Annotated in this window: 13 protein-coding genes; 10 read left to right on the forward strand and 3 right to left on the reverse strand. The window is 68.3% G+C overall.

Annotated features, from left to right (window positions below; translation table 11 throughout):
- Window positions 1–31 precede the first annotated feature (31 nt).
- Window positions 32–820 (reverse strand): ATP-binding protein, encoded by a 789-nt coding sequence (locus tag AC07PU_RS17360; RefSeq protein WP_495319061.1) that lies wholly within the window; start codon window positions 818–820, stop codon window positions 32–34.
- Between the two features lie 163 nt (window positions 821–983).
- On the reverse strand, window positions 984–2,351 hold the full coding sequence (locus tag AC07PU_RS17365; RefSeq protein ID WP_495319063.1) for a cytochrome-c peroxidase: 1,368 nt from the start codon (window positions 2,349–2,351) through the stop codon (window positions 984–986).
- A gap of 225 nt (window positions 2,352–2,576) precedes the next feature.
- On the opposite strand from AC07PU_RS17365, the gene acpA reads away from it, so the two are divergent.
- Window positions 2,577–4,799, forward strand: a complete 2,223-nt coding sequence (gene acpA, locus AC07PU_RS17370) for an acid phosphatase (RefSeq protein WP_495319065.1) — start codon at window positions 2,577–2,579, stop codon at window positions 4,797–4,799.
- Window positions 4,800–4,818: 19 nt separating this feature from the next.
- Here the strand turns inward: acpA and AC07PU_RS17375 are convergent, their stop codons facing one another.
- On the reverse strand, window positions 4,819–5,712 hold the full coding sequence (locus tag AC07PU_RS17375) for a LysR family transcriptional regulator (RefSeq protein WP_495319067.1): 894 nt from the start codon (window positions 5,710–5,712) through the stop codon (window positions 4,819–4,821).
- An 88-nt stretch (window positions 5,713–5,800) separates the two neighbouring features.
- Here AC07PU_RS17375 and AC07PU_RS17380 point away from each other — a divergent pair, with 88 nt between their 5' ends.
- The 9 genes from AC07PU_RS17380 (at window position 5,801) to AC07PU_RS17420 (ending at window position 25,451) form a co-directional block, all read left to right on the forward strand.
- Window positions 5,801–6,994 (forward strand): CaiB/BaiF CoA transferase family protein, encoded by a 1,194-nt coding sequence (locus AC07PU_RS17380; RefSeq protein ID WP_495319069.1) that lies wholly within the window; start codon window positions 5,801–5,803, stop codon window positions 6,992–6,994.
- Window positions 6,995–7,013: 19 nt separating this feature from the next.
- Window positions 7,014–7,520: a MaoC family dehydratase gene (locus tag AC07PU_RS17385; RefSeq protein ID WP_093339602.1), complete on the forward strand. Its 507-nt coding sequence runs from the start codon at window positions 7,014–7,016 to the stop codon at window positions 7,518–7,520.
- Between the two features lie 83 nt (window positions 7,521–7,603).
- Complete coding sequence (locus AC07PU_RS17390; protein ID WP_495319071.1) at window positions 7,604–8,614, forward strand: Bug family tripartite tricarboxylate transporter substrate binding protein; 1,011 nt, start codon at window positions 7,604–7,606, stop codon at window positions 8,612–8,614.
- A 13-nt stretch (window positions 8,615–8,627) separates the two neighbouring features.
- Window positions 8,628–9,635: a Bug family tripartite tricarboxylate transporter substrate binding protein gene (locus tag AC07PU_RS17395; RefSeq protein WP_495319073.1), complete on the forward strand. Its 1,008-nt coding sequence runs from the start codon at window positions 8,628–8,630 to the stop codon at window positions 9,633–9,635.
- Window position 9,636: 1 nt separating this feature from the next.
- A complete protein-coding gene (locus tag AC07PU_RS17400; RefSeq protein ID WP_495319075.1) occupies window positions 9,637–10,887 on the forward strand; it encodes a CaiB/BaiF CoA transferase family protein in 1,251 nt (416 codons plus the stop codon).
- Complete coding sequence (locus tag AC07PU_RS17405; RefSeq protein ID WP_495319077.1) at window positions 10,884–12,047, forward strand: acyl-CoA dehydrogenase family protein; 1,164 nt, start codon at window positions 10,884–10,886, stop codon at window positions 12,045–12,047. The genes AC07PU_RS17400 and AC07PU_RS17405 overlap by 4 nt, the downstream gene beginning before the upstream one ends.
- A gap of 28 nt (window positions 12,048–12,075) precedes the next feature.
- A complete protein-coding gene (locus AC07PU_RS17410) occupies window positions 12,076–13,101 on the forward strand; it encodes an acyl-CoA dehydrogenase family protein (RefSeq protein WP_495319079.1) in 1,026 nt (341 codons plus the stop codon).
- Window positions 13,102–13,127: 26 nt separating this feature from the next.
- A complete protein-coding gene (locus AC07PU_RS17415; RefSeq protein WP_495319081.1) occupies window positions 13,128–13,925 on the forward strand; it encodes a crotonase/enoyl-CoA hydratase family protein in 798 nt (265 codons plus the stop codon).
- A gap of 237 nt (window positions 13,926–14,162) precedes the next feature.
- Window positions 14,163–25,451 carry a two-partner secretion domain-containing protein gene (locus AC07PU_RS17420; protein WP_495319083.1) on the forward strand — a complete coding sequence of 3,763 codons (11,289 nt, stop codon included), beginning with the start codon at window positions 14,163–14,165 and terminating at the stop codon, window positions 25,449–25,451.
- Window positions 25,452–25,463 lie beyond the last annotated feature (12 nt).

The following is a 25,463-nucleotide window of genomic DNA, read 5'->3' on the forward strand; positions in this document are numbered from 1 at the left end:
TGCTCCTTGGCGGAAAGGAGACCGATGATAGTCAGCGGTCCCCGCGGAAGCGTCCCTCGATCGACGCGCCGGCCACGAGGCGCAGTTCGCCGCGGTGCGCGTTCGCGATGGCACGCAACAGTGCCTGGCGGTGCGCGCGGGCCAGATGCTGGCCCGGCGTTTCGATGGCGTCCCGTGCTGGCGCATCGCCCGCATGCACGGCGATGCGGAAGCGCGCGCCGTCGATCTCGCTGACCACGATGCAACGGGACTTCGCCCGCGGCGCGAGCTCCTCGAGCGCGAGCCGCACGAACTGCGCGATGCGTGCCGGATCGCCGAAGCCCTCGCCATGGCCGAGCCGGTCGTGCTCGATCGCGATCGCCTCGTGCGAGGAGCGCCGCGCCTCGATCGCCTCGCCGACCACCTGATGCAGCGGGAAGCGCTTCGCGACCGTGGCGATGGGCCGCCCGGCCGCGAGCCGGCAGAAGTCCGCGAGCTCCTCGGCCTGCTCGTGGGCGCGCACGGCCGCGCTGTCGATGTGCTCGAGCACCGCGTCGGCCTCGTTCAGGTCGCCGCGCCGCGCCAGCAGGTCCACGCCGAGGCGGATCGCGGACAGCGAGTTGCGCACGCCGTGCATGGCGGCGTCCATGAGGCTGTCCATCGATGGGGCCGACGGTCGGCCGCCGGGGCCCAGGGTGGTGGCGCTCCAGGTGGACAGCGCCCAGTTCACGGCGGAGGAGCGCCGGCTGCCGGTGGAGGCCGCGGGGACAGCAGGCGGGGAAGCGGGCGGAGCACGGGGCGATGGCGGCTGCGCATCGCCGTTCGGAAGAAGGTCGGGCATGTCGTCACGCAAGGGCGCCGTCGGGAGGAATCCGGGCGGCCGACTTGGCGCGCTCGCGATGTCGGCGCGCATGCGGCGGGCGATCCGACCCGAGAATGATGCGCTGCCGCATGACGGCCCGCTGTCGGGCGAAGCGGCAGCGCGTGTAGGCGGATGCCGACGTTCAGGGCCTGCGCGCGGCCGTGCGCACCGTGCCGGGATCGGGCGCGTCGTGCTGGTCGGCATCGGTCAGCGTGCGCAGGAAGGCCGCCACATCGCGGATCTCGGCCTCGCTGAGCGCCGGCTTGCCGCCGGGCTTCTGGCCGAAGGGCGGGTCGGTGTTGACGTTGGCGTGGTACTGCGCGGGCAGGTCGTCGTACGGGTGCACCTTGCCGTCCTTGCCGCGCCCATACCAGCGCTGCGGCGCCGTGTCGCGCTGCGCATAGAAGCGGATCACTTCCTCGAGCGAATGGAACACGCCGTTGTGGAAGAAGCTCTGGCGCACCGCCACGTTGCGCAACGAGGGCGTGCGGAACAGGCCGCAGTACTCGGGATGGTCCTTCATGTCGGTACGGATCGGGCCGCACACGCCCATGTCGTGATAGTCGGGGTCGGCATTGGCCGCGAGCTTGCGGTTGCGCGGCACGCCCAGCGCGATCTGGCCGAAGTCGCTGAACAGCGGGAAGGCGCCGTCGGGCGTGCGCTCGCTGATGTGGCAGGAAGCGCAGTTGCCCTTGTCCTCGGCGTTGAAGAGGGCGAGGCCGCGCATCTCGGCGGGGCTGAGCGCCGCCTTGCCGCGCAGCGCGGCGTCGTACTTGCTGCTGAACGGGTAGAAGTCCGTCGGCGACTGCTGGAACGCTTCGAGCGCTAGTCCGGCTGCGCGAAACGCCATCTTCGGATCCGCGAACACCTCGTCGCCGAAGGCGGCGCGCATGTCACCCGCATAGGCCGTGCGTTCGAGCTTGCGCACCACGTCCTCGACCGAGGCGTTGGCCATCTCGGCCGGCGACAGCAGCGGCAGTGCCGCCTGCTCGTGGGCCGAGCCCGCGCGGCCGTCCCACATGCGCCCGCCGGTGGGACCGGCATCGACGCTGTCGTCGCCGTCGTTGTCGTGGTGGTGTTCGGTGAAGGCGGTCAGCGTCTGCAGGTAGCGCAGCGAAGGCACCGCGCGCGGGCCCTCGGTGCGGCCATCGGGGCCGGCCAGTTGCACCGACAGGGCATTCGGCGGTCCCCAGGCGTGCTTCGGGTCGTGGCAGCTCGCGCACGAGGCCTTGCCCGAAGCCGAGAGGCTGCCGTCGAAGAAGATGCGTCGGCCCAGTTCGCCGAGCTGCGCCGGCGTGGGCTGCTTGCGGCCCGGCAGCACGGCATAGGGCGCGTCGAGGTAGGCCGGGTGCGCGGGCTCGGTGGAGACCGTGGGCACCGGCGCGACTTCGGCGGGCGTTGGTGCTGGTGTCGGTGCGCTCGTGGTGGGCGCGCGCTCGCAGCCGCCGAGCAGCGCGACGAGCAGGGCGGCCGCGGCCAGCAGGGCCGCACGGCGAGGAAGACGAGACATCGGGAACACGTGGAACGGGGCAGGAGGCGCGTGCAGGGCAGGGCCGCAGGCGAGGCTAGAAGTGACGCATGTCAGAACCATGACATGCCGGCCGGAGATTTCTTAGCCCTGAATTAGGAAGGCAATTGAAAGCTTTCGCTGCAACGTCGCTGTCATCTGCCCCCGGGAGCATCGCCCGGCCGGGCTTCCGCCCTGGTTCATCCACACCTCATAACAGCACACATGATGACCGCCTCCACTCGCAGCAGCGGTGCGCTCGCCTCGGCGCGCACCTTCGTCAGCCACTTCAAACCCTGGCCCACGGCCATCGCGGCGGCGGCGCTGGTCGTCGCCTGCGGCGGCGGTTCGGACGGCGGCGGCTTCTTCCCCTTCCTCGGTGGCGCCACCACCGCGGGCGTGGTCACGGGCAGCTACTACCGCAATGCCAAGGTCTGCATCGACGCCAACAACAACGGCCGTTGCGATGCCGGCGAAGCCAGCACCGCCACCGATGCCAACGGTGCCTTCACGCTCGCGGGCCAGGGCGCCGTGGTGGCCGAGATCGGCACCGGCAGCAAGCGCTTCGATCCCGACACCGGCGTCGAGAGCGCCGTGACCCGGGCGCTGGTGTTCCGCGCACCGGCCGGCGCGAACGGCGTGGTCAATGCGATCAGCACCGAGCTCGCCGCGCTGATGGATGCCAACGGCGGCAACCTCGCCGCCGCACGCACCGCGCTCGCTACCCGCCTGGGCGTGAGCGAAAGCCAGCTGCTGACCGACCACAACAAGGTCGGAGATGCCAAGGTCAAGACCGCGCTGCAGACCGAGATCGACCAGTCGATCGAACGCATCGCCGAAGCCGTGGCCGAGGCCGGCAGCGGCGGCGACATCGTCGCGGCACTGCGCAACCGCTTCGCGCTCGACGACATCACCAACGTGGTCGTGATCTATGCCGAGAACCGCGGCTTCGACAACCTCTATGGCCTGTACCCGGGCGCCAACGGCATTCCGGGCGTGAACCCGACGTCGTCGACCAGCACGGCCGAGCCGCAGAAGGACTTCGATGGCGCGACGCTGCCGAACCTGCCGCCGGTGTGGACTGGCGTGACAGCGAGCGGGCAGACCACGGTGATCGAGCAGGGGAAGACCGTGGGCATGCCGAACCGCATGTTCCAGATCGACGACCCGAAGGGCTTCTACAACACCGGCACGGTGGTGTCGCAGAGCATCATCACGCGCGACCTGGTGCATCGCTTCTACAACAACCAGATGCAGATCAATGGCGGCAAGAACGACAAGTTCAGCGCCTATTCGGACGCCGGTGGCCTCAGCATGGGTTACTACGACGGCAGCAAGATGCAGCTCTGGCAGGTGGCGAAACAGTACACGCTGGCCGACAACTTCTTCATGGGCGCGTTCGGCGGCTCGTTCCTGAACCACCAATACCTGGTGTGCGCCTGCGCTCCGCTGTATCCGAATGCCGACGCCGACAGCTCGCCGGCCAAGGCCACCATCTCGGCCATCGATACCGATGCCAACGGCAATTTCGTGCGCCTCACCCCGGCCGACAACGCGCCGAGTTCGGTGCTCGTCGGTGCGCCCACCTACAAGAACGACAACACGCTGACGCCGAAGGATGCCGCCGGCAACTTCTACGCGGTCAACACCATGCAGCCGCCGTACCAGCCGAGCAACAACGCACCGGCGGCGAACGACGCGACCCATCACTACGCCGACACCACCAAGTCCAACACCCTCCCGCCGCAGACCCAGGCCACCATCGGCGACCTGCTCACCGCCAAGGGCCTGAGCTGGGCCTGGTACGGCGGCGCATGGAACAGCACCACCGCCATCGCCGAGGGCGACCGCAAGTTCCCGGCAGCCGTGCCGCCGGCCGCGCAGACGCCGAACTTCCAGTTCCACCACCAGCCCTTCAACTACTACGCCGCCTTCGACCCGGTGCAGCATCCCGATGCTCGCGCCGCCCACCTCAAGGACTTCGACGCCGACTTCCTGAAGGACGCCGCCAACGGCACGCTGCCGGCCGTGAGCTTCTACAAGCCGCAGGGCAACCTGAACCAGCACGCCGGCTATGCGAGCGTGGCCGACGGCGACGCCCACATCGCCGACGTGATCGCCAAGCTCAAGGCCAGCCCGCAGTGGAAGCACATGCTGGTGGTCGTGACCTACGACGAGAACGGCGGCTTCTACGACCATGCGCGCGTGCCCAAGGCCGACCGCTGGGGCCCGGGCACCCGCATCCCCGCGCTCATCGTGTCGGACTTCGCGAAGAAGGGCTTCGTCGACAAGACGCAGTACGACACCGCCTCGACCCTGCGCTTCATCACGCACCGCTGGTCGCTGCCGGTGCTGCCGGGGCTGGTCGAGCGCGACAAGGCGCTGGTGAAGAACGGCCTGCCGGCAATGGGCGACCTGACGAGCGCGCTGGACTTCAAGCAGAAGTCCTGAGTGCAACGGCACGGCGCTTCTAGGCGCCGGGCTGCTCGAGCACGCTCTCGAGGAAGCGCTGCGCCGCCGAGGTCTGCGCGCCCGGCGGCAGCGCGAGCGCGATGCCGATCACGACCTGCGCGCCCGCGCCCGAGAGCGGCTTGAACACGACGTTGCGCGCCACGTGGCGCGTGGCGACCGAGGGCACCAGCGCCACGCCCAGGCCGCTCTCGACCAGGCTGATCAGCGTCTGCACCTGCACCGCTTCCTGCTGCACATTGGGGATGAAGCCCGCCTGCTGGCAGGCCAGCAACGCCGCCGCATGCAGGCCCGGTACCTCCATCGCGCCGTACATCACGAAGGGCTCGTCGGCCAGGTCGGCCAGCGCCAGGCGACGCCGCCGCGCGAGCGGATGGTCGGCCGCGATCGCGGCCACGAACACGTCGCGCTCGGCCGGGAAGATGCGCGCATGGCAGGCGCGCCCGATCGGGAAGCGCACCAGGCCCACGTCGACATCGCCGGCCTCGACCATCTCGACGATGCGCGCGGTGGTCGATTCGCCGAGCTGCAGCTGCACGCCCGGATAGCGCGCGCGAAAGCGCGGCAGCACGCGCGGCATCAGCGCATAGGTGGCCGAGCCCACGAAGCCCACGCGCAGGATGCCGGCCTCGCCGCGCGACGCGGCCTGCGCCGCGCGCGCGAACTGCTCGGCATGGAAGACCGCGCGCCGCGCCTCCTCGAGCGCCGCCGCGCCCGCGGGCGTGAGCTCGGTGCCGCGCCGGTTGCGCACGAACAGCGGCACGCCCACCTGCTCCTCGAGCCGGCGTATCGAGGCCGACAGCGGCGGCTGCGCCATGTGCAGCCGCTCGGCCGCGCGGTGGAAGTTGAGGGTCTCGGCAAGGGCCACGAAGTGGCGCAGCTGGCGGGTGTCCATGATCTGTAAACGGTATCACAGAGCAGGTAATTGATATTGGACGGCATCCAGTCCCCTTCGCAGAATCGGCGCAGGAGACAAACAGACGATGCTTCCCCTGCAGGGCGTGAAGGTGCTCGACCTCTCGAGCGTGGTGTTCGGACCCTTGGCCAGCCAGACGCTGGCCGACTACGGCGCCGAGGTGATCAAGGTCGAGCCGCCCGAAGGCGATTCCACGCGCCACACCGGCCCCGCGGCCGAGCCCGGCATGGCGGCCGTGTTCCTGGGCAGCAACCGCAGCAAGAAGAGCGTGGCGCTCGACCTCAAGCAGAGTGCCGCGCGCGAGGCGCTGATGGCGCTGGTGGCGCAGGCCGACGTGTTCATGCACAGCATGCGGCCGCAGAAGCTCGGTGGCCTCGGCATCGATCCACAGACGCTCATCGAGCGCTTCCCGCGCCTGGTCTACGCGGGCCTGCACGGCTTCTCGCAGCACGGCCCCTACGCGGGCCGGCCGGCCTACGACGACGTGATCCAGGGCATGTCGGGCCTGGCCTCGCTGATGCAGATGCAGTCGGGCGAGGCGCGCTACCTGCCCACCATCGCGGCCGACAAGACCTGCGCGCTGGTCGCGGCCCAGGCCATCCTGGCCGCGCTGTTCCGGCGCGAGCGCACGGGGCAGGGCGGCTTCGTCGAGATCCCGATGTTCGAGACCATGGTGTCCTTCAACCTCGTGGAGCACCTCTACGGCAACCACTTCGAACCGCCGCTGGCCGAGGCCGGCTATCCGCGCGTGCTCACGCCCTGGCGCCGCCCGTGGCGCACCGCCGACGGCCACATCTGCATGATGCCGTACACCTCGCTGCACTGGCGCCGCTTCTTCGCCGAGGTGGGCGAGCCCGCGCTGGCCGACGATCCGCGCTTCGCCGATATCGCCGCGCGCACGCAGCACATCGGCGAACTGCTCGCGCTGGCCGGCGGCTTCGTCGCGCGCGGCAGCACCGCGCACTGGCTCGCCACCTGCGAGCGGCTCGAGATCCCGGCCGCGCCGGTCAGCCGCCTCGAGGACCTGCCGCGCGACCCGCACCTGGCGGCCACCGGCTTCTTCGCCGAACTCGACGACCCGCGCATGGGCCGGCTGCGCTTTCCGGGCGTGCCGGTGCGCTTCGACGGCGAGCGCGCACCCGTGCGCATGCCGCCGCGCCTGGGCGAGCACACGCGCGAGAGCCTCGTGGCGGCCGGCGTGCCGGGCGCGCATGTCGATGCGCTGATCGCCGACGGCGCCGCGATCGTCCCTTCCGCCTGAACAACGCAGCGAGAACCGCATGAACGACAAGACCGACACCTTGCCCCGCCTCACCGCCGAGGACGCCGCGCTGCCGCGCCTCGGCCAGGGCTTCGTCTGGCAGGACCTGGCGCTGGGCCAGCGTCTGCGCACCTTCCGCCGCACCATCACCGAGGCCGACCTCGTCGCCTTCATCGGCGTGACCGGCATGGTCGAGGCGATCTTCATCGACGCCGACTACGAGGCCGGCGCGATCGCCGGCCGCCCGGTGCCGGCCGCGCTGACTTACACGCTGATCGAGGGCTTCATCCTGCAGACCATGATCCAGGGCACCGGCCTCGCGATGCTCGAGCTGGTGCAGAAGATCCATGCGCCGGTGCGCGTGGGCGACCGCATCGAGGCGGTGGTCGAGGTCACCGGCATCCGTCCGACCTCGAAGGGCGGCCGCGCCATCGTCGATTCGCGCATCACCGTCTTCAACCAGCACGGCCAGTGCGTCATGCACTACGACGCGCGCCGGCTGCTCGCGGGCCGCGACCCGTCCTGAGCCCTGGCGGGGCGAGCGCTCGCAGAGCGCGATCCCGCCGCACCACCCGTTCCCAGTTCCAACGACAAATCGGAGACAAGCCCATGCATTCCAGAACCCCTGGCGCCGCGCGCCCGCCCCAGCGGCGATCGCTGCTGCTCGCCACCGCGGCCGCCATCCTCGTCGCGTCGGCGGCTCCCGCCTTCGCGCAGGGCGGCAGCTACCCGAGCAAGCCGATCACCATGGTCGTGCCCTTCCCGCCGGGCGGCCCCACCGACCTGGTGGCGCGCGTGCTCGCGCAGAAGCTCTCGGAGCAGCTGGGCCAGAACGTGCTGGTCGACAACCGCGGCGGCGCCAACGGCAACATCGGCGCGCAGCTGGTGGCGAAGGCGCCGGCCGACGGCTACACGCTGCTCTACAACACCTCCTCGATCACGCTGAGCCCCGCGCTCTACAAGAGCGTGTCGTACGACGTGCAGAAGGACTTCGCGCCCGTCGCGCTGGTGGCCGTGGTGCCGCTCGCGCTGGTCACCCATCCCTCGGTGCCGGCCAGCAACGTCAAGGAATTCGTGGCCTACGCCAAGGCGCATCCCGGCAAGCTCTCGTACGGCTCGGCGGGCAACGGCAACGTCACGCACCTGGGTGCCTTCCAGTTCGTGCAGGCCAACGGAATCGATGCCGCGCACGTGCCTTACAAGGGCAGCGCGCCGGCCGACGTCGACCTGGTCGGCGGCCAGATCCAGTTCATGACCGACACCGTCAACTCGGTGATGGCCTTCGTGCGCGACAAGCGCATGAAGATGCTCGCCGTGACCACGGCCAAGCGCATGTCGCTGTTCCCCGATGTGCCCACGCTGGCCGAGTCGGGCATGCCGGGCTTCGAGGTCGGCGCCTGGCAGGGCGTGATGGTGCCCGCCGGCACGCCCGCGCCGGTGGTCGAGCGGCTCAATGCCGAGATCGTCAAGGCGCTGAAGGCGAGCGACGTGCGCGAACGGCTCGCGCTGCAGGGCGCCGAGCCACTGGGCTCGACCCCCGCCGAGTACGGCGCCTACGTGCGCAAGGAGCTCGCGCGCTGGGCCGGCGTGGTCAAGGCCACGGGCGTGACGCTCGATTGACCGGAGACGCACCATGAGCACCACACCACGCAAGACCCGCACCGCGCGCCGCCGCGCCTTCGGCATCGCACCCGCGCTGCTGCTCGGCTGGGGCCTGCTGGGCAGCGCCGCCCCGGCCGCCGCGCAGGACTTTCCGTCGAAGCCGATCAAGTTCGTCGTGCCCTTCCCGCCGGGCAGCGGCACCGACACCTCGGCGCGCTACTTCGCGCGCAAGCTCAACGAACTCACGGGCCAGCCCGTGGTGGTCGAGAACAAGCCCGGCGCCAACGGCTTCATCGCCGTGAAGGCCGTGCTCGCTGCACCGGCCGACGGCTACACCGTGTTCGTCGGCAGCAACTCCACGCTCGCGGTCAACGTCGCGCTGTTCAGGCAGTTGCCCTACGACCCCGTTGCCGACCTCGCGCCGCTCACGATGATGATGCGTTCGCCCGCGCTGGTCGTGGTGCCCGGCAACTCCGAATACAAGACGCTGCCGGCGCTGATCGCGGGCGCCAAGGCCAAGCCCGGCGTGCTCAACTACGGCGCGGGTTCGGCCGGCTACCAGCTGATGTCGGAACTCTTCAACGACGCGGCCAGGGTACAGACCGCGCACGTGCCGTTCAAGGGCGCGGCCGAGGCCGTGATCGCGGTGGTCTCGGGCACGGTGAACTTCGCCTTCGCCGAGATCACCAGCGTGCAGGAGCTCGCGCGCTCGGGCAAGGTGCATGCGCTGGCCGTGGCCTCCGACCGGCGCGTGCCCGCGCTGCCCGAGGTGCCCACGGCGGCCGAGGCCGGCCTGCCGGGCTTCACGGCCTACACCTGGGTGGCAGGCATGGTGTCGGCGAAGACACCGAAGGCCGAGACCGAGAAGCTCGCAGCACTGCTCACGAAGATCGAGAAGATGCCCGAGACGCGCGAGTTCTACGAGCGCATCGGTGCCGAGGTGATGCAGGGCGGCCCCGAGGAGATGCGCAACTTCCAGAACGCCGAGATCCAGCTCTGGAAGCGCATCGCGGTGACGGCCCGTGTCGAGCAGCAGTGAGATGAAGAAGCCAGTTGCCGATGCGCCCGTGCCCGGCGCGCTCTCGCACATCCGCGTGCTCGATCTCTCGCGCGTGCTGGCCGGCCCCTGGGCGAGCCAGACGCTGGGCGACCTGGGCGCCGAGGTCATCAAGGTCGAGCGTCCCGGCCGTGGCGACGACACCCGCCTGTGGGGCCCGCCCTTCCTCAAGGACCGCGAGGGCGCCGACACGCGCGACTCGGCGTACTACCTGTGCGCCAACCGCAACAAGAAGTCGGTGGCCATCGACTTCACCACCGCCGCCGGCCAGGCGCTGGTGCGCGATCTCGCCAAACGCTGCGACGTGCTGATCGAGAACTTCAAGGTCGGCAGCCTCGCGCAGTACGGCCTCGACCATGCCTCGCTGCTCGCGCTCAATCCGCGGCTGGTGTATTGCTCGATCACCGGCTTCGGCCAGACCGGCCCCTATGCCGAGCGCGCCGGCTACGACTTCCTGATGCAGGGCATGGGCGGCCTCATGAGCATCACCGGCCGCGCCGACGGCGAGGAGGGCGCCGGCCCGGTCAAGGTGGGCGTGGCGCTGACCGACATCCTCACCGGCCTCTATGCGAGCACCGCCATCCTGGCCGCGCTGCAGTCGCGCGACCTCAGCGGCGTGGGTCAGCACATCGACCTCGCGCTGCTCGACGTGCAGGTGGCCTGCCTCGCCAACCAGGGCATGAACCACCTTTACGGCGGCCAGCCGAAGCGCATGGGCAACGCGCATCCCAACACCGTGCCCTACCAGGACTTCCCCACGGCCGACGGCCACATGATCCTGGCCATCGGCAACGACGGCCAGTTCGCGAGCTTCTGCCGCGCCGTGGGCCAGGCCGAATGGGCGAGCGATGCGCGCTTCGCCACCAATGCCGACCGCATCGCGAACCGCATCGCGCTGATCGCGCTGATGCGCGAGATCACGGCCACGCGCGGCACCGCCGAATGGGTGGCGCTGTTCGAGCGCGTGGGCGTACCCTGCGGTCCCATCAACACCATCGCCGACGTGTTCGAGGACCCGCAGGTGAAGGCGCGCGGCACGCAGATCCGCATGGCGCATCCGGTGGCGGGCGAGATCCCGCTGGTGGCCAGTCCGTTGCGGCTGTCGCAGACCCCCGTGCAGTACCGGCGCGCGCCGCCCACGCTCGGGCAGGACACGCGCGAAGTGCTGGGCGATCTGATGGGCCTGTCGGCGCAGCAGATCGGCGACTTGACGAACCAAGGAGTGATTGCATGAGTGGAGCCCTGAGCTCGCTGTCGATGACGGCGATTCCGCCCGAGGACGAGGCGCTGCGCGCGCCCGTGCGGGCCTTCCTGGCCGATGCGTTGAAGGACGTGCCGGCCCCCGTGCGCGCGCGTTCCTGGTCGGGCCACGACGGCGCCTTCAGCCGCGCGCTCGGCGCCAGGGGCTGGCTCGGCATCACCTTGCCGACCGAGTATGGCGGTGGCGGCCGCAGCGCCTTCGCGCGCTACGTGCTGGTGGAGGAGTTCCTCAACTTCGGCGCGCCCGTCGGCTCGCACTGGATCGCCGACCGCCAGAGCGGCCCGCTGATCCTCAAGTACGGCACCGAGGCGCAGAAGCGCTTCCACCTGCCGCGCATCTGCCGCGGCGAATCCTTCTTCTGCATCGGCATGAGCGAGCCCAACGCCGGCTCCGACCTCGCGAGCGTTCGCACGCGCGCCGTGAAGGGCGCCGACGGCTGGACGCTCAACGGCCAGAAGATCTGGACCACCAATGCGCATCACTGCCAGTACATGATCGCGCTGGTGCGCACCTCGGGCGAGCCCGAGGACCGGCACAAGGGGCTGTCGCAGCTCATCGTCGACCTCTCGCTGCCCGGCGTCACCGTGCGGCCGATCGAGGACCTCTCGGGCGACTCGCATTTCTGCGAGGTCTTCTTCGACAACGTGCAACTGCCCGCCGATGCGCTCATCGGCGCGGAGGGCCACGGCTGGGAGCAGGTCACGGCCGAGCTGGCCTTCGAGCGCAGCGGCCCCGAGCGCCTGTTCTCGAGCATCGTGCTGTTCGACGAGTGGCTGGCCTTCGTGCGCACCGAGGCCGGCCGCACGCCATCGGCGGTGCGGCTGGCGGGCCGCATCATGGGCCAGCTCGCGCCGCTGCGCGCCATGTCGCTCGCTGTCACCCGGAAGGTGGCCGAGGGCGGCAGCCCGGTGGTCGAGGCCGCGCTGGTCAAGGACTTGGGCACCGGCGTCGAGCAATTGATCCCGGCCGCCATCGCCGACGACCTCTATGGCCGCGCCGACGGCACGCCCGTGCCGCTCGAGCTGCTGCTCACCCTTGAATACGTGACCCAGGTCGCGCCCTCGTTCTCGCTGCGTGGCGGCACGCGCGACATCCTGCGCGGAATGATCGCGCGCGGCCTCGGCCTGCGCTGAGCCCGCAGCGCCAATAAGGAACCAAAGCATGGAAGACATCTACGCCGACGCCCTGCGCGGGCTGCTCGAGGACTGCTGCACCCTGCGCCATGTGCGCGAGATCGAGGCCGGCGGCCCGGCGGGTGCGCTGTGGGAAGCGATCGAGGGCTCGGGCTTCGCCAATGCGCTGCTGCCCGAATCGGTGGACGACGGCGCGGGCCTCACGCTGGCCGACGCCTTCGCGCTGCTCGAACTCTGCGGCCGCTTCGCCGTGCCCGTGCCGCTGGCCGAGACCATGACCGCGCGCGCCCTGCTCGCGCAGGCTGGCGTGCGGCGCCCCGGCGGCAGCATCGCGCTGGCCACGGGCCGGCTCCAAGCCGATGGCGCGCTGCATGGCGAGCGCGTGGTCTTCGGCCGCGTCGCCGACTGGGTGCTGGTGCAGGTCGAGGGTTCGCCGTCGCGCTGCCTGCTGCTGCCCGTCGATGGGGCCGAGGCCACGCCGGCCGTCGCGCCGCTCGATGCCGGCCTGCGCTGGCCGGCCGATGCGCTGGCGGCCGCGCCTTCCTTCGAGGGCGGCGAGGCCCTGCGCCTGCACCAGGCACGGCTGATTGCGGCCCAGCTCGCGGGCGCGCTGTCGGCCGTGTTCGAATGCACCCTGCAGTACGCCAACGAGCGCCAGCAGTTCGGCCGCGCCATCGGCAAGTTCCAGGCGATCCAGCACCAGCTCAGCGTGATGGCCGAGCATGTGTTCGCCGCGCGCATGGCCGCGCAGATGGGCTGCACCGCCGGCGGCGAGCAGGCGTTCGCGCCCGATGCGCTGCGCGTGGCCGTCGCCAAGGCGCGCACCAGCGAGGCCGCGCTCGAGGTCGCGGCCCTGAGCCATTCCATCCACGGCGCCATCGGCTTCACGGCCGAGTTCGACCTGCAGGTCTACACGCGCCGCCTGCATGCCTGGCGCCAGGCGGTCGGTGCCGAATCGCACTGGCACGATCTCATCGGCACCTTGCTCGTCGACGGCCGCTTCGAGTGCTCGCTCGACCTGCTGCGCGCCGCCACCGATCCCGTCGCGGCCTGACCGCCCTTATCCGGAGACATCACCCCATGGACAGCTTCCTCAAATCCGAGCGCGACGGCGCCATCCTCGTGCTCACCATGAGCCAGCCGCAGACGCGCAATGCGCTCACCGGCAACAGCGCGGTCGAGGAGATCGTGCAGGCCTGCGCGCAGGTCACGCGCGACCGCGGCATCCGCGTCGTCGTGCTGACCGGCGCCGACCCCGTCTTCAGCTCGGGCGGCAACGTCAAGGACATGCAGCGCTACGAAAAGGAGGGCCTCTCGCCCGAGGTCATCCGCGAGGAGTACCGCAACGGCATCCAGCGCCTGCCCAAGGCGCTCTACAACCTCGACGTGCCCGTGATCGCCGCCGTCAACGGCCCCGCGGTCGGTGCCGGCCTCGACCTCGCGTGCATGTGCGACATGCGCGTCGCCTCCGAGAAGGCCACCTTCGCCGAGAGCTTCGTCAAGGTCGGCATCGTGCCGGGCGACGGCGGCGCCTGGCTGCTGCCGCGCGTGGTCGGCATGTCGAAGGCCTCGGAGATGGCCTTCACCGGCGATGCCCTCGACGCGCAGGAAGCGCTGGCCTGCGGCCTGGTCTCGCGCGTGGTGCCGCACGAGCGATTGATGGAAGCGAGCCTGAAGCTCGCCGCGCGCGTGGCCGCCAACCCCGGCGGCGTGCTGCGCATGACCAAGCGGCTGCTGCGCGAGGGCGAGCGCAGCACGCTCGAATCGCTGCTGGAGATGTCGGCGGGCTACCAGGCCATTGCGCACATGACGAGCGATCACCGGGAAGCGGTGCGGGCGTTCATCGAGAAGCGAAAGCCGGTGTTCGGGAACGAGTGACGGCCGCCTCCATCCGGGCGACGTGCGTACGATCGCACGTGTTCACGACAGCTTTCCTGTCAGTCAATAAAGGTTCGCTCACATTCATTAGAAGAGTAGTCGATCTCTCTGAGCAATCAGTGCCATTTTTGCAACTCGGTGGCTTTACCAGAATGCTCCGATCCTGATAATCGGCACCCCCGATGAATGCGCCGACAAAAGAGCGCTGGGGGTTTGATTCAGGGAAGGACACAAGAGATGAATCGCCAGTTGCATCGCGTCATCTTCAATGCCGTCAGGGGCATGCGGATGGTGACGCAGGAGACGGCCAGGAGCACCGGCAAGGGCTCCAGCAAGGCCACATCGACCATGGCCTGCGGCGCACCGGAGGGCGCGAGCACCTGGGGCGCCAGGCTGGCCGCTATCGCGCTGGCCGGCATGTTGGCGACGCTATCGGCGCAGTCCCAGATCGTCGGAGCGCCCAACGTTCCCGGCAATCTGCGCCCCACCGTGCTGGTCGCACCCAATGGCGTTCCGCTCGTCAACATACGAACTCCGAGCGTCGCCGGCGTCTCGCGCAACGTCTACAACGCCTTCAACGTCGGTGCCAACGGCGCCATCCTCAACAACAGCCGGGGGAACGTGCAGACCCAGCTCGGCGGCTTCGTGCAGGGAAATCCCAACCTGGCCACGGGGCCCGCGCGCATCATCGTCAACGAAGTGAACGGCGGCAATCCGAGCCTGCTTCGCGGCTATCTGGAAGTCGCGGGCCAGCGCGCCGAGATCATCATCGCCAACCCGGCGGGCATCAGTGTCGATGGCGGCGGCTTCATCAACGCATCGAAGGCGACGTTGACGACAGGGACGCCACAGTTCAACGCGATCGGTGGGCTCGACAGCTTCGTCGTGCGTGGCGGCACCGTGAGCATCGATGGCGCGGGCCTCGATGCAAGAAGAACCGACTATGCGGCCATTCTCGCGCGCGCCGTGCAGGTCAACGCCGGCATCTGGGCCAGCGAGCTCAAGGTGGTGACGGGCACCAACCAGATCGGTGCCGATCATGCGCAGATCGCGCCGGCGACTGGAGCGGGCGCGACACCCGCTTTTGCTCTGGACGTCTCCCGGCTCGGCGGGATGTTCGCCCATCACATCTTCCTGAAGGGCACGGAGGCCGGCCTGGGCGTGCGCAATGCCGGCAACATCGGTGCGAGCGTCGGCCAACTGGTCGTCACGACAACGGGCCGGCTCGAGAACACCGGCACGCTCGAAGGCACGCGCGTGGAAATCGCCGGGGCAGGCGATATCGACAACCGCGGTGGGACGATTCGGCAAACCAGCGGCATAGGGCTTGTGATCGCTTCGCCGACGCTGTCCAACACGAACGGGGGCGTGATCGGTGTCGAACGGTTGCCGGCCTCGACGACTGGCGGCGCGGATGGCGGCGCGGGCGGCACCACAGGCGGCACCTCCGAACCGGGTGCGCCGGCCAATGGCTCCGACTCCGGTGGCGCTGCGGCTGCACCCGTGTCAGCACCAGCACCAGCGCCCTTCATACCCACCTCGCCCGGTGCCCTCACGGCCACGGGCGCCATCCTGAACGACGGCGGGAAGATCTACGCTGGCGGACCGATTGCGTTGCAGACCCCACGGATCAGCAATGCGGGTGGCGCGCTTTCGGTGGCCAGCATGGCGGTTATCGGCCCGGATTTCAGCAACGCGGGCGGCACACTCCATGTCAGCGACAGCTTCAGCGCCAACGTCGGTCGGTTCGACAACACGGGCGGCAAGCTGAACGCAGGCGCGTTGAACATTGCGACCAGCAACGACCTGCTCAACAACGACGGCGTATTGGCGAGCGCCACGCATGCCAGCCTCACGGTCGGTGGCAAGGCAGACAACCTGCGCGGAAGCATCTCCGCGGCAGGGGCCTTGGGTGCGACCGTGGCGGGTGCCATAAACAACAGCAGTGGCATCCTGACTTCCAACGAGGCGCTGACGCTCGATGCCGGTTCGCTGGACAACACGCAGGGCCGCATCCAGTCCGCCCAGGCCGGCGTGCGGCTCGGCGTGACTCACGTGCTGGACAACGGCGGTGGTGGCAGCATTCAGGCAGCCAGCGACCTCGGCATCCGCTCGGGCTCGCTGACCAACGGAGGGAGCCTGCGCGGCGGCAACGATGCCGATATCGTGGTCGTCGGCGCGATGACCAACGATGGCAGCGTGACCGCGAGACGGCACGCCACCATCGCGGCTGGCAGCGTGCGGAGCAGTGGCACCGCTGTGCTCGGCGCCGGCATCCGCGAAGACGGCAAGCTCGGCGGAGCCGGCGATCTGCGCGTGACCGCCGCCGGTGCGCTGGTCGCCAACGGCACCAGCCTGGCGGCCGGCGATGCAGTGCTCCAGGGGGCGAGCGTCGATCTCTCCGGCAGCCAGACCCATGCAGCCGACATCACGATCACGGCCACGCAGGGCAATGTCGTCACTACCAACGCCGCGGTGACCACTCCCGGCACGCTGGCGATCGGCGCCAACGGCAATGCCGCGCAAACCCTCGTCAACGACGCCGGCAAGCTCGGTGCTGCCCGGTTGCGGATCGGGGTCTCGAACATCGCCAATACGAACAAGGGCGAGATTGTGCAGACCGGCAACGGAGTCACCCGGATCGTGGCTTCCGGCGCCATCGACAACAGCGGCGGGACGTTGGCGAGCAACGGTGGCTTCGATCTCGTCGCGGCGAGCCTGAGCAACAGGAGCGGCATCCTGCGGGCGGCTCAGGCGTCGGACCTGGTGGTCGCGGTGGCGGGCCTCGTGAACAACCGCCAGGGCGAAATGAGCGCGGGCGGCAACGCCGCGCTTCGAGCGGGCGGTGTCGACAACGAGAACGGACGCATCGCGGTCGCTGGCGATGTATCGAGCGCCACGAGCGGCGAGATCAGCAACCGCGGCGGCACGATGGCCGCGAACGGGCGTGTCACGCTGAACGCCGCAAGCCTGGACAACACGGGCGGCAAGGTGTCCGCGCTGGACTCCTTGACGGCCAGTGTCCAGGGCGCGGTGAACAACGCCTCGGGCACGTTGGTCGCCGATCGGGAACTCGTACTCGATGGGGGCTCGCTGGCCAACGACAAGGGTGCCATCCAGTCGACGCAGGCCTCGACCCGCTTGAACGTGAGCGGTGCGTTGGCCAATGGCTCGGGCTTCGCGGGGGGCGCGACCGACCTGCGCATCGAGGCGGGCAGCCTGTCCAATGCAGGCAGCCTGCGCGCTGGCAACAATCTCGCCGTCGCGGTGGCGGGGCTGTTGGCCAACGATGGCAACATCACCGCGGGACACAACACCACCATCGCGGCTGGCAGCGTGCAAGGCGGCAGCTCGGGGGTGGTCGGCGCCGGCATCCAGAGCGACGGCAAGCTCGGTGCGGCGGGAGGCCTCGTGGTGAGCGTTAGCGGGGCGCTCGTGGCAACGGGAACCCATCTCGCGGCCGGCAACGCCACCTTGCAAGGGGCGAGCGTCGACCTCTCGAACAGCCAGGCCAGTGCCGCGAGCATCGCGCTCGTTGCAACGCAAGGCGACGTCACCACCAGCAGGGCCAAGGTACTCACCGCGGGCACGCTGGCGATCCGCGCCAACGGCAACGCCGGGCAAGCGCTCGTGAACGATGCGGGCCTGCTCAATGCCGGCCGATTGCTGATCGATGTTTCGAACCTTGCCAACACCAACGGTGGCGAGATCGTGCAGACCGGCTTAGAGGCGACCACCATCGCCATGGGTGGCACGCTGAACAACGATGGCGGGCGCCTTGCCAGCAACGGACGCGACCTCAGCCTGCGCGCCGGCGCGATCACGAACAAGGCGGGCGCCATCGAGCATGCAGGCAGCGGCGCGCTGGGCATCGCGGGCGGCAGCTTTGATGGCGAAAACGGGCGGATCACGACGAACAACGCGCTGACGGTCGAAATGTCGGGAGCCTTCGACCAAGGCGGCGGCACGACCAGCGCCAAGCGGATCACGATCGACGCCGGCTCGCTGGACAATCGCGGCGGCCAGATCCTCCAGACCGGCACCGATGCCACGCATATCGCCGTGGCCGGTACGTTCGACAACGGCAATGCGGGCGTCATCGCCAGCAATGGAGACACGACCATCGTGGCCGGCAGCCTGTCCAACCGGGGCGGCTCGATTCGTGCGGCACAGGCTGCCGGCCTCGCCGTGAACGTGAGCGGCCTGCTCGACAACGGCGACAAGGGCTCGATCGGCGCTGGCGGCGACGTTGCCGTCCGGGCCGGCAGCCTCGCGAACGACGCGGGCAGCCTGACGGCCATCGGCAACCTCGATGCCACTGTGTCGGGCGTGGCCACCAACGTCGGCGGCACGCTCGCGGCCAATGGCAACACAACGCTCACGGCCGACAGCCTGGACAACAGCGCGGGGACGGCTGCGGCCGTCAACGGCAACCTGAGCGTGATGACCACCGGGCCGACGCTCAACGTCGGCGGCATGTTGCAGGCGGGTGGCGGCACCACGCTGAGCACTGACGGCTTCGTCAATCGGGGCGGCAAGGTCTTCGGAAAGACCTTGTCCGTCGACACGCACGACAACACGCTCGATAACAGCGCGAACGGCACCATGGCCGCGACCGCCACGGTGGTCATTCGCTCCGGCACGCTCCTCAACGATGCCGGCCTGGTGCAAAGCGGCGGTGCGATGACCCTCGACACGAATGGCCGAAGCCTGAGCAATACCAACGCCGCGGGCCATGGCAGCAAGCAGGGTGGCATCGTCAGCGCCAGCACGCTCACGCTCGACACCGGCGCGCTCGACAATGCGGCCGGGTTCATCGGCGCGAAGAACGCGCTGGCGGCCAGCACGGGGGACTTTTACAACACGCGGGGCGGCATCGTTCTCGGCCAGTCCAGCGTCGCGGTCGTCACCCATGGCGCCACCTACGACAACAGCGGCGGCAAGACGCAGGCGGTGGGCGATCTCAGAATCGAGGCCGCGGATGTCCGGAACTCGGGCGGCCTCGTGCGCTCCGCCGCAACGACGACGCTGAGAGCCGGCACCGTCATCAACACCACCACGCAGGGCCAGGATCAGGGCATCGAGGGCAGGAACGTCGTTGTCGATGCCATCAACCTGGACAACGACGGGGGAGCGATCCGTGCCGACGTCGACGTCACCATTGGCAGCAGCGGCACGGTCAGCAACAGGAATGGCCTGATCTCGGCTGGTGACACGCTCGTCATCGTCGACCCTCATGCAGCGAATCCCGGCGCGAAGACACTCAATCTCATCAACACCGATGGCACGCTGGTGGCCGACAAGGGCCTGAAGATCGATGCCGCCGCGTTCAGCGGAGACGGCAAGGTCGTCTCGGGCAAGGACCTGCGCCTCGCGCTCACACAGGACATCGTCAACAACGGCGAGGTGGCTGCCAACGGAGACCTCAGCTATACCACCACCGGCCATCTCACGAACAACGGCAAGCTGCTGGCGGGCCAGACCCTCACGGTGGGCGGCAACACCATCGACAACACCGCCAATGCGGAGATGTCGGGGCAGCACACCGTCGTCCAGGCCAGTGGAACGCTCACCAACCGAGGCTTGATCGACAGCCGGGGAACGACCCGGATCGATGCGGGCGTGCTGACCAACACCGGCACCGGACGCATCTACGGCGATGCTGTCTCCATCGGCGCCGGTACGCTCGACAACGCGGCCGAAACGGTCGCAGGCGTGACCAAGGCGGGGACCATCGCGGCGCGTGGCGACCTGAACATCGGCGCGGCGAACATCCGCAACCGCGAGCATGCACTGATCTTCAGCCAGGGCAACATGTCCATCGGTGGAGCGCTCGATGCCGAGCGCAAGGCCACCGGGCAAGGTGCCGTGCTCGACAACCTCAGTGCCGACATCGAGTCCATCGGCAACATGCGCATCGCGATGGCGCAGGTCAACAACCGCGATGTGCACATCCGCAAAGGCACGCCCACGGTGACGCCCGGCGGCGCCATAGGCATTGCGCCGACGACGCCCGTGGGCAGCGGCATCGGCAGGACGACGCTCTACACCCTGGACGAGGTCAACGTCGATGCCGCCAACGGCCTTGTCTTCCGCAAGGACACCGGCGAACTCGTGGGCATCGGCGGCTATGGCATCTGGCAGAACGTCACCACGACCACGGAAGACACGGCGGCCGACGCCGCTCCCGCGCGACTCGTCGCGGGCGGCAACATGAACGTCGACGGCCGTCTCTACAACGAGAACAGCCAGGTGCTGGCCGGCGGAACGATCACCGCCACCAGCTACCAGTCTTCCCAGCTGTCGGGCACGCGCTCTGTCGTCGGCTCGGTCACTGTGATCGACAACACAGGGCAGTTGCAGACGCCGGTCCCCATACCGATCGTCATACCACCGCAGACGATCTCGCTGGGTGGCTACAAGTACCAGTCGAACCTGAACGCGACCACGGGCTACGACGCCGGGACAGCACCGGTCGGTGGCGCCACGGGCGGCGCGGCCGGCACGGGCGGTGTGAGCGGTGGCAGCGGCCCTGGCGCCATCGTCGAGGTGGCCGCCAGCGTGGGCGAGGTGATCAAGACCGATGGTCGGAGCGTGGGCAGTTCGGCGGGCTCGAGCGGACCTGGAGGCACCGCGCCGACGGAGGCCGGCGTGGGCACCACGACCGTTGCCGCGAATGGATCGGCACAGGGCACAGCGTCCTCCGCCCAGGCCGGCGCAAGCCGGACCATTCCGATGGTCGTGCGCACCAGCGCGCCGAGCACGGGCATTCCCAACGCCAGCCTGTTCAGCCTGCGCACGAGCGGCGGCTACCTGATCGAGACCGACCCGCGCTTCGCGAACTACCGCAACTGGCTCAGCAGCGACTACCTGCTGAACAACCTGGGCCTCGATCCGAACAACACGCTCAAGCGCCTGGGCGACGGTTTCTACGAGCAGAAGCTCATTCGCGAACAGGTGGCCGAGCTCACGGGCTATCGCTACCTGGAGGGCTTCAGCAACGACGACGACCAGTACACCGCGCTGATGAATGCCGGTGCGACCTTCGCCAGGCAGTACGGGTTGCGGCCTGGTGTCGCGCTGAGCGCGGCGCAGATGGCGCAACTGACCAGCGACATCGTCTGGCTGGTCGAACAGACCGTGACGCTGCCCGACGGCAGCACCCAGCGCGTACTGGTGCCGCAGGTCTATGTGCGGGTGCGGCCCGGGGACATCGATGGTTCGGGGGCGCTGCTGAGCGCCGACACCACCGTCATCGAGGGCCAGGACGACCTGGTGAACACCGGCACCATCGCCGGTCGCAGCCTGGTCAGGATCGACGCTGGAAACGTCGGCAACCTGGGTGGGCGGATCGACGGCGGCGCCATCGGCATCAACGCCCGCAACGACCTGAGCAACATCGGCGGCAGCATCACCGCGCGGGACGCCGCGGTGCTCACGGCCGGGCGCGACATCGACATCCGGACGACGACGTCGACAGCCGCTGGCAACACGGCCATCGACCGCGTGGCCGGCGTCTATGTGACCAACCCAGGCGGTACGCTCGTCGCCTCCGCAGGCCGCGACGCGAACCTCGTCGCGGCGGCCCTGGTCAGCGCCGGCGATGTGTCCGTGGACGCCCGGCGCAACATCGACCTGAGCACCGTGACCGAAGGCCATGGCATCGCGATCGTGGGCCGCAACGGCGCGGGCATCGCGTCCGAGAGCCGGGAGGTGGGTTCAGTCGTGCAGGGGCAGGGCAATGTGCGGCTCGCCGCCGACAACGACCTTCGTATTCGCGCGGGCGCGGTGGCCAGCACCGACGGTGCTCTGGTGGCCACCGCCACCAACGACATAGACGTCTCGGCGGGCCAGGCGACGAGCAGCGTGTCGACCGCCACGCAGAGGTCTTCGAAGAGCCTGTTCAGGAAGAGCAGCTCCAGCACCTTCGACAGCACCACCACCACCGAAGTGCTTTCCAGCAGCCTGAGCGGAAAGAGCGTGGTGTTGGTGGCTGGTAACGACGTCAACCTGCAGGCCGCGCAGCTTCGCTCCGAAGATGCCACCAGCCTGTCGGCGGGGCGGGACATCAACCTGAGCACGGCAAGTCGCAGCACCGTGGAACTGCATGCGGCGCAAAGCCGCAGCAGTGGCACCGTTTTCGGGCAGGCACTCGCTGCCGCGACCTTCGCCGGCGATCCGACAGCCGTGGCCATTGCCGGCAACAAGAAGTCCAGCAACAGCGCCGGCGCCAGCGTCGATACCCAGACCGTCGGCACCCAAATCTCGGCAGGCAGCCTGCAGGCCGTGAGCGGACGCGACATCGGCCTGAAGGGCGCCACGATCGTCGCGGACAAGGACGTCACCCTGATGGCCGGGCGCGATCTGCGCATCGAGAGTGCGCAAGGCACCCGTGTGGAGAACCGCTACGACGCCAGCAGCAGTTCCGGGATGATCGGCCAGTGGTACAACCCGGCCATCGGCAACGTCAAGGGCTCGCAGGCCAACGCGACCACGGGCACGACGCAGCAAGCCAGCCAGGTGGCCAGCCTGCAAGGCAACGTGACGCTGGTGGCCGGCAATGAATACCGGCAAACCGCGAGCAGCGTGTTGGCCGCCGGGCAAGCCGGTGCGCTGGCGGGCGGCGACGTCAACATCCTCGCGAAGAACGTCGTCATCAACGAGGCGTACGACACCACGCAGTCCGTCACGCTGGACAGGAGTTCCAGCACCATCGTGGGCGGCAGTGCGAACTTCATGGGGATGGGTACCGACACCATCAAGGGCGCATCCAGCACTATCAGGGCCATTGGCGAAACAAGCGACGGGCGGACGAAGGCGTTAGGCGCCATCAATCTGGCCATGAGCGGCAAGCAGACCTATGACGCGCTTAGTACCGTGGCCAACGGGTCGAAGCTGAGCTATGGCGTGAGCGTGAACGTCAGCCGCAACAGCAGCCAAAGCACGAGTTTCACCAATAGCACCCAAGCCGTAGGCTCGGGCATCGTGGGAGCAAACAACGTCAACGTCGTCGCCACGGGCGACGGCAAGAACTCCAACATCAGCGCTGTTGGCTCCACGATCACTGGGGGCAATACCGTCAATCTCGTGGCCGACAACGACATCTCGCTTAGGGCGAGCCAGAACACGGTCGTGACGGCTGGCCAGAATTCCAGCCGCGGCGCCAACGTCGGCGTGACCTTGGGTGGCGGTGCGCAAAACGGATTCAGCATCCAATTGGGTGTGAACAGCGGCAAGGGCGGGAACAACCAGAACGATGTCAGCTACAACGCCACCAACGTCAGCGGCAAGGCTGTCAACGCCATCAGCGGCGGCGACCTGAACATGCGCGGCGGCATCATCGAGGCCAACCGCATCGTGGCCGATGTGGGGCGCAACCTGAACATCGAGTCCTTGCAGGACGTGAGCGTGGGTCGGTCCCGCCAGGGCAGCTCGGGCTTGAGCCTGAACCTGTGTATCCCGCCGTTCTGCGGCGGGGTTTCCACGGTGGGTGGCGGTGCAGCCGGGGCCAAGGCCGACGGCGTCTTCGTCAGTCCGAGTGTGCAGGCGGGTATCAAGGCCGGGGATGGCGGCTTCGACGTGAAGGTGAAGGGCGACACGAATCTCATGGGCGCCGTGATCGAGAGCACGCAGGCCGCTGTTGACGATAAGAAGAACAGTTTCGATACCGGCGGCACGCTAACCACGCGCGACCTGCAGAACCTAAGCCGGTCCAGCGGCAGCAGCTACTCGGTCAGTGGGGGAGTGGGCTTCTTCGCGGGGGACGAGCAATCCCATCGGCAGGTCTTGCGCGAACGTGGTATGAGCGAAGAGGACATCAACGCATTGAGGCGCCCCTCCGGTGGTGCGGGCGTGAGCAGTTATATCGGGAAAAATCAGACCAGCACGACGAAGTCGGGCATCTCCGGCATTGCGGGCGATCAGGGCGTACGCACCGGCGATCACAACAGCACGGGCACGCTCGTGAAGGACTGGAACACGCAGACGATTCTCAAGGATGCGCAGGCGCGAGCCCAGATCGCGCAGGCTTACAACACCAACGTCGCGCGCGAGATCGGGGTCTATGCAAGCCGCCAGACGACCAAGTATCTGGTCGCCAAGGGGGTAGCCGAGTCGGCCGGCAAAGTACTGAACGATCCGGACACCAGCCCCACTGAACGGGCCCAGGCTCAGGCTCAGTTTGAAGCGGCAAGCCGGACCATCCTGACGGAGCAGCAGAACTACGACAACTGGAAGGAGGGAGGGCCCTTGCGGGCTTCCCTGCACGCAGCTGCTGCAGCGCTGAGCGGGGGCGTCGGCGGTACGCTCGGCGCCGGTCTGAGCTCGACATTGATGGGAAGCCTGGGGCCGGCGATCGACGAATTGGGGCTGTCCTCTCCGGTCAAACAAGCCCTGAGTGCCGTGACTGCCGCTGCCGTCGGGGCAACGGTCGGGGGAGCATCCGGAGCCGCCAGTGGTTTGAGCATCGATATCAACAACCGGCAACTGCGAGAGAGCGAAATCCGAAAGCTGGCGGAACTCAAGAAGGGCCGCTCAAAGGAGGAACAGGCCAGGCTGGATGACGCCGCCTGTGCCCTCATCCGCTGCGCGGCCGATCTCGACCCCAACGACCCCGAAGGCACCCAGACGCTGCAGTCGCAACTGCGCGGAGCCACCTACACCGCCGAGAAAGAGGAACTGCAAAGAACCGGCCTGTTTACATACACCCAATGGGACCAGGTGGGGGATATCGGAGGAAGGGTTCGGAATGCGGTCAGCAAGGATTCGCTGAGTGCCTATCGTGGCGCCAAGAACCTGGTGGCAATGGCCGAGAAGGAAATCGGGCTGGCACTTCAAGCCCAATCCGGCCCCAATCCTGACCTGCCGCCCGATCTCCAAGACGGCTCGAGTCCGGGTACCGGTGGGACGGCGGTTGTGACGCCGCCAATCGCTGTGCCGTGTGGGGTAATGCTTTGCTTGGTACCAGGAGTGCCCGTTCGCTCTGGGCAATATGTTCCAGACAACTTGACGTATTCGTCGTCACATACCTCTGGAGGAACTGGGGCTACGGGGGCAGGCGGTGGGTCGTCGGGGAGTGGTCCGAGTAGCCCTGTTACTACGGCGCCAGTTAACGTAACGGGTGTTCGCGCAATCGATGCTGCCCAAAGTTATGAAGTGGGCGTTCGTGGAATGTACGGGCCGACATCATTTCAACAGCGAAAATTTACCGCCATCGTCAACGGGCAGCAAGTTAATGGAATTGCGGACACCGTCACCACAGTTGCTGGAAGAGATATAGCGGTGGAGGCGAAGTTTGTGGACGATTGGGCGAGTTCTCTTAGAAACCCCAACAGTCCGGAAGGTGGTCAGTCGTGGGCCTTGGTAGAGCAGCAAAAAATGATTGACCAAGCTGCGAAATATACGGCTGCCTTTGATGGTGGCGTTGTTTATCATACCAATAGCATAGATTTGGCGCGGTATTATACCGGTCGGTTTAATGATGCTGGCATCTCTAATTTTCGTTTTGTGATTACTCCGACTAGATAATCTTAAAAGGAT

The organism is Variovorax sp. GW821-FHT10D07, from assembly GCF_059415325.1.